6 protein-coding genes are annotated in these 5,925 nt (G+C 40.3%); 2 read left to right on the top strand and 4 right to left on the bottom strand.

The window, feature by feature from the left end; genetic code table 11:
- Nucleotides 1-142 (bottom strand): GntT/GntP/DsdX family permease (locus AC1DVB_RS24680; RefSeq protein ID WP_477591402.1); only part of this gene is annotated, 142 nt, incomplete at its 3' end.
- 4 nt (nucleotides 143-146) lie between these two features.
- Complete coding sequence (locus AC1DVB_RS24675; RefSeq protein WP_057277609.1) at nucleotides 147-1,292, bottom strand: glycerate kinase; 1,146 nt, start codon at nucleotides 1,290-1,292, stop codon at nucleotides 147-149.
- A 300-nt stretch (nucleotides 1,293-1,592) separates the two neighbouring features.
- Between AC1DVB_RS24675 and AC1DVB_RS24670 the strand changes: the two genes are divergently transcribed.
- The gene (locus tag AC1DVB_RS24670; RefSeq protein WP_477591399.1) at nucleotides 1,593-2,687 is read left to right on the top strand and encodes a CdaR family transcriptional regulator; all 1,095 of its coding nucleotides are present in this window, start codon (nucleotides 1,593-1,595) and stop codon (nucleotides 2,685-2,687) included.
- Nucleotides 2,688-2,828: 141 nt separating this feature from the next.
- On the top strand, nucleotides 2,829-4,436 hold the full coding sequence (locus AC1DVB_RS24665) for an FMN-binding glutamate synthase family protein (protein WP_454861283.1): 1,608 nt from the start codon (nucleotides 2,829-2,831) through the stop codon (nucleotides 4,434-4,436).
- Nucleotides 4,437-4,641: 205 nt separating this feature from the next.
- Here the strand turns inward: AC1DVB_RS24665 and AC1DVB_RS24660 are convergent, their stop codons facing one another.
- The gene (locus tag AC1DVB_RS24660) at nucleotides 4,642-5,580 is read right to left on the bottom strand and encodes an MBL fold metallo-hydrolase (RefSeq protein ID WP_477591397.1); all 939 of its coding nucleotides are present in this window, start codon (nucleotides 5,578-5,580) and stop codon (nucleotides 4,642-4,644) included.
- Between the two features lie 164 nt (nucleotides 5,581-5,744).
- On the bottom strand, nucleotides 5,745-5,925 hold a 181-nt coding region (locus AC1DVB_RS24655; protein ID WP_477591395.1), incomplete at its 5' end, for a hypothetical protein.

Raw genomic sequence — 5,925 nt, 5'->3', positions numbered from 1 at the left:
CAACAATCTGATCCAGAGGCATTCCAGAAGCAAAACCCACAAATAAAGTGCCTAATAGAAGCGATAAGAACGGATGCAGCTTGAATTTAGTTGTCGAAAAAACAATTAAGAACACGCCGATGGCCAAAACAATAAATAACATAAGATTACCCCCTATTTTTGATCGCTGCCAAAAAAGCCCGCATTACTTGTTCGGCTGAAACTTCCAACAATTCAGCTCCTCTTTCCATTGCTTCCTTTAAAGGCATGGGAGCGTTCACCAAACTATGAACACTTGTTATTCCGTGGTCATATAAAACTTCAATACCTGTTCCGATCGATCCAGCCAAAACAAATACCGGAATACCATGCTTTTTGGCTTCTTGTGCAACTCCCATGGGTGTTTTGCCTGAAGCAGTCTGGTAATCGATTTGGCCCTCACCGGTAAAGACACAATCGGCACCGGACAATTTTTCACCCAGTTCCGTATACTCCATGACAATATCGATGCCCCTTTTTGTTTCTGCACGGAAAAAGGCTTGAAATGCACCTCCAACTCCTCCTGCAGCACCAGCACCTGCTTTATCATGCAAGTGTATGCCTGTTTTGATTTCCACCAAATCAGCCCATGATGATAAAGCCTTATCAAGCATTTCAACCATGTCAGAAGTCGCCCCTTTTTGGGGTCCGAATACCCTTGATGCCCCATCAGGGCCGACTAACGGATTTTGGACATCCGAGGCAATCAAAAATTCGGAATCCGCTATTCTGGAATCAAAATCCTCCGTATTAATGTTTGATATCCGTGATAATTCGGCACCTCCGTATCCCAGAGTTTTACCTTCTTCATCAAACACCTTCATTCCCAAAGCCTGGAGCATACCGACACCGCCATCGTTGGTAGCGCTTCCGCCAATCGCTAAAATGAACTTTCGACAGCCATCATTCAATGCCTTTTGAATAAGCTCCCCTGTCCCGTATGAAGTAGTGATCAATGGGTTCAACTCAGCTGGATCGACAAGGCAAAGACCAGATGCACTAGCCATTTCAATCACACAAGTTTTTTGATCGCCCAAGATTGCATATGCTGCCTGAACATCTTCAAGTAAAGGTCCTTTAACGGTCACTTCAACTTTTCGACCATTTGTAGCTGCTACAAGACTATCCATCGTGCCTTCCCCGCCATCCGCTGCAGGAACCAGTACTGTCTCCGCATCCGGCAGTGCCTTCCTGATTCCTCGCTCAATAGCTTTTGAAGCTTCTTTTGCTGATAAACTTCCTTTATAGGAATCTGGTGCAATAACAATTTTCATGCTCAGTTCCCCTTTGAATATATTTTTATATCAATTAATTATAATCTTCGGAAATATTTTAATCATCGTTCATTCTAAACGAAAATAAGTATGACATATTGGATTTTTTTGGTTATACTATACAGAAAAAATAATCTGTCTGAAAAGTTTTCTGTTATTTTCCTATTTTCCTAAAGTATAAGATAGCTAAAGGCTTAAACTATCGACGATCCCCCTTTACATGAAAAATCATAGCTTGTTTGCATAAAATATGATCACCATTCTGTTAGCAAATAAAAAAACTCTAGAAGGATGACTTGAATGCTGACCCAAGAAATTGCAATGGAAATTGTCAAACAAACCACCAATAGACTTAACAGAAACATTAATATTATGGATGATAAAGGAATCATCATCGCTTCCGGAAATCATGAACGCATCGACCAATTGCATTTAGGAGCAATGGAAGTACTGAAAACGGGAAAGCCGTTAATCATTCCCGAAAATGATCGTCATCAATGGGTAGGTGTCCTTCCTGGAATTAATTTGCCGATTAATTTTCAAAATGTAATTATAGGCGTCATCGGGATCACCGGAGATCCGACTGAACTTTTGGAATTCGGGGAATTGGTGAAAATGATAACGGAAATGATGCTTCATCAAGCTTTTATGGCGGAACAACTCGAATGGAAACAACACTTGAAAGAATTGGTATTTGAAGACTTATTAAAGGAAGATATCAATCAGCATTCGATTGATCAGAGACTTGAACTGATTGGAATGAAATTAGAACCTCCCTATCAAGTGGGGGTAATGGAAATGAAATTAAATCCGTTAAATAAGAATGAGCTGATTCAGATGACTGAAACTGTTTTTGGTTCCCAGTATGCCCTTGTTGGGTTCCTGAGTGTGAATCGGGTTTTCATTCTCACTACGGCGCTTAGCGGAAATAACATTGACAAAAGACTGGATTCAGCCATCAAACAATTAAAAGCAAAAGACTTCGTTATACGAATCGGTTTGGGCTCTATCGTGGATAAGGAATCATCCATCGTCCACTCTTTCCGCGAAGCTGAAACAGCACTTTTACTAGGTGAAGCCAAACAAGCTTTAACTAGATATACTGATGTGGAAACAAAAGCCCTGTTGGAAAGGATAGATGAGCGGACGAAACAGCATTTTCAGGAAAGAATTCTAGGCAACTTATCTGAGAAGTTGATTGAGACACTGCATCAATTTTTCCTTAGTAACTTAAATATCGGGGAATGTGCCAAAAGAATGTATATCCATCGTAATTCCCTTATATACCGATTAAAAAAAATCAAGGATATTACCGGATATAATCCACAAGTGCTGCATGATGCCATAACGTTGCAGTTAGCCATTTGGGTAAGCCAATCGAAAAGGAGAAGTTGAAAGATATTGTGAGAACGATAATGCCTATTTAATTTTTTTCGTTCAATCCCTATAAAAGCTTGCATTGGAATTTTGTATAATTGATCGAATTACCGAGTAGATTAAAAATACATGATTTTTTTGCATATCAGGAGGGATTGAATGAGTGGCATCGCAAATGTATTAATTATCCTTGGATTTACCGTTATTTTCATCATTATCATCATTTTGGTTTTACTATTAATTTATATGATTTTCTTTGATCGCATGCAGAAGCATCATGCAATTTTAAGAAATTACCCCGTGCTTGGGAGAATACGATACTTTCTGGAAAAAATCGGACCTGAGATGCGGCAATATTGGTTTAACAGTGATAACGAAGGAAAACCCTTTTCCCGCGATGACTATGAACATATGGTGAAAAGTTCAAAATATTTACGGGATGTCATAGGTTTTGGTTCAAAGCGGGATTTTGATGAGGAAGGCTTCTTTGTTAAAAATAGCATGTTTCCAAAATTGGCCGAAGAAGAAAAATATGATCGTGAAACCAAAGTGACGACAAAAAGATATATTCTATTGAAAGACCCGCTTTTCTCACAACGAGAAGAAAAATGGGAAGATGAAGCTTCCTCTGCATTCTTATTGGATGATGAGGATACCGTAATCATCGGCCCAAACACTAAGAATCCCTTTCGGCTAAAAGGTCTTATCGGAATGTCCGCCATGAGTTATGGCTCTTTGGGTAAGAACGCAATCACTGCGCTTTCTGAGGGATTGGCTGCAGCAAAAGGCACCTGGATGAATACAGGTGAAGGCGGGCTATCTCCTTACCATTTAATCGGCGGCGTCGATATCATCATGCAAATTGGTCCAGCCATGTTTGGGGTTCGGGATAGTACTGGCGAAATGGATTGGGATGAATTAAAGAGAAAAAGTGAAATACCCGAAATTAAAGCATTTGAAATCAAATTGGCCCAAGGCGCGAAAACTCGCGGAGGGCATATCGATGCTGAAAAAGTGAATCCGGAAATCGCTGAAATCCGTAAGGTCGTTCCGTACAAGGCAATTGATAGTCCGAATCGGTTTCACCAATACGATGACGTAAAATCCATGTGCGATTTTATCGAAAAAATCAGGGACCATACAGGAATTCCGGTCGGCATCAAAATGGTAATCGGCGGAACTGACAGTGTTGAAGAGCTTGCTAGCTACATGAAAGAAACCGGGAAAGGTCCGGATTTCATTACATTGGATGGCGGTGAAGGAGGAACCGGTGCTTCTTATCAGGAGTTGATCGATAGCGTAGGATTGCCGATAAAATCCGCTTTGCCGATTTTAGTATCGACACTGGAAAAATACGGCGTCCGCGATAGGGTCAAAATCATCGCCTCCGGTAAATTGTTCACGCCTGATAGAATTGCGATCGCTCTAGCCATGGGAGCAGACCTTGTTAACATAGCCCGGGGTTTCATGATTGCGATAGGATGTATACAGACGATGAAATGCCATTCCAATGCTTGTCCTGTCGGGGTAGCCACCACTGATCCGGAATTGCAAAAAGCACTTGTCATCGATGAAAAGAAATACCGTGTGGTTAACTTTCTTGTAACCCTTAGAAAAGGATTATTTCGGATCTCAGCCGCAGCTGGTTTAGAATCGCCTCTCCATTTTCAGCCTAAGCACATCAGCTATAAGGACGATAAAGGAATTGTCACATCTCTTGAAGATATTATGAAAGAAGTTAATGGACAAATAGGGTCCAGGCAATGAAAAAAAGACCACCGCCCAAGTATGATGGGCGATGGTCTTTTTTTTCGATCAATGAATCCGTTATAGGCTGCCAATTGTATCAGGCATGTATTCGAGTATCCCCTGTCTCCACTTTTCCCTTACCTGCCAGCTTTCCATAGCGATAATAAACATAAGATGGAGTATTTAGTGCTTTAGATGGCTTTACTATAGTTTGGAAAAAATTTCAGATGGATTGATAATACCATTYGCCATCACGTTTAAACTTTCTGCATTGGTCATTCAAAAGAAGGTATTCTAGGTGTGCCAATGTTTCACCTACAGCAAATCTGGTTTCGTGAATGGACAGATTTCCAAATAAGATCTGGCAAGCACTTTTTACAGAAATCGGCTCTTTCATGTTTTCATGAATTACATGCAACCGGTCCTGGTGGTGATCCAACAATTCAACAATTCTTTTATTGGCATTTTGAAACGGTTTCCCATGAGAAGGGATGACATATTCAACGTCAAGCTTTTGTATTTTTTTCAAAGAATTAAAAAACTCTTCCAATGGGTTGCTGAAACCTTTAAACCAATAAGATATATTTGGAGATATCTTGGGCAATATATGATCTGTCGAAAAAAGGACGCTATTTTCCTTATTATATAAGGAAATCAGGCCGTCCGAATGTCCCGGAGTGAAAAGCACTTCATACTCATATTTGCCAAAATGCAGCTTCATTCCTTCTTCAAGATGATGATTTACGGTAGGATAGGGTTTTACTTGGGGCATGAATCCGCTTTCGTCACTGGATAAGGCCGCGGCGACATCTTCTTCCATACCACACGCAATGTAATTTTCTTTAAGCAGATTCAGCGAATCGGCTTCCCAATACGTAGTACCCGCATGCTCATCCACTTCTGTCATCCATACATCCGCACAGGTCAATTGTTGTAATGTCCCTGCATACCCGAAATGATCTGGGTGATAATGTGTGATGATAATATCGGCAATATCGTGTCTTTCGATAATTGGGTTCCATAAATCCCTGGTCGTTTTGTTATTTAATCCCGCATCAATGATAGTCCATCCTTTTTCACCTTCCGCCAAGTAACAATGGACATGGTCCAATCTAAAAGGCAATGGAATGGTAATTTGAGTAACTTTCAATTCATTCAGCAAGTATAACTTCCCCTTCCGACGTAACTACATTTACATGAAAAAAATCGTTATTGCTAAAAACAAAACATTTAAGTTTATTAATTAACGTATATCATTAATCAATTCGACGAATTTTCTCAGTTTCCTTTAATCATATCCAGAGCCAATCGATTAAAATCCAGAAGTTATAGCCTAGGCGCAAGGGTTAATTCATGAAAATCAAAAAAAACGCCATTAAAATTAATGGCGGCAGACTGTAGACAAACTCGATAAAAATCGAGTTTGTCTATTTTTATGGCTTGTACAATTTGGACGTTGATTGGAACGTAGGGCACTCGCTTTCCGCGGGCGGTCGGCCCTCGGCTT

The sequence above is a fragment of the Peribacillus sp. P4_D6 genome, from assembly GCF_056401795.1.
The sequence above is the reverse complement of the archived record's forward strand: the minus strand, read 5'-3'. Positions and strand labels throughout refer to the sequence as shown.

Coding starts and splice junctions, on each gene's coding strand:
- AC1DVB_RS24675 (WP_057277609.1), bottom strand. CDS start 1,292: ATGAAAATTGTTATTGCACCAGATTCCTATAAAGGAAGTTTATCAGCA.
- AC1DVB_RS24670 (WP_477591399.1), top strand. CDS start 1,593: ATGCTGACCCAAGAAATTGCAATGGAAATTGTCAAACAAACCACCAAT.
- AC1DVB_RS24665 (WP_454861283.1), top strand. CDS start 2,829: ATGAGTGGCATCGCAAATGTATTAATTATCCTTGGATTTACCGTTATT.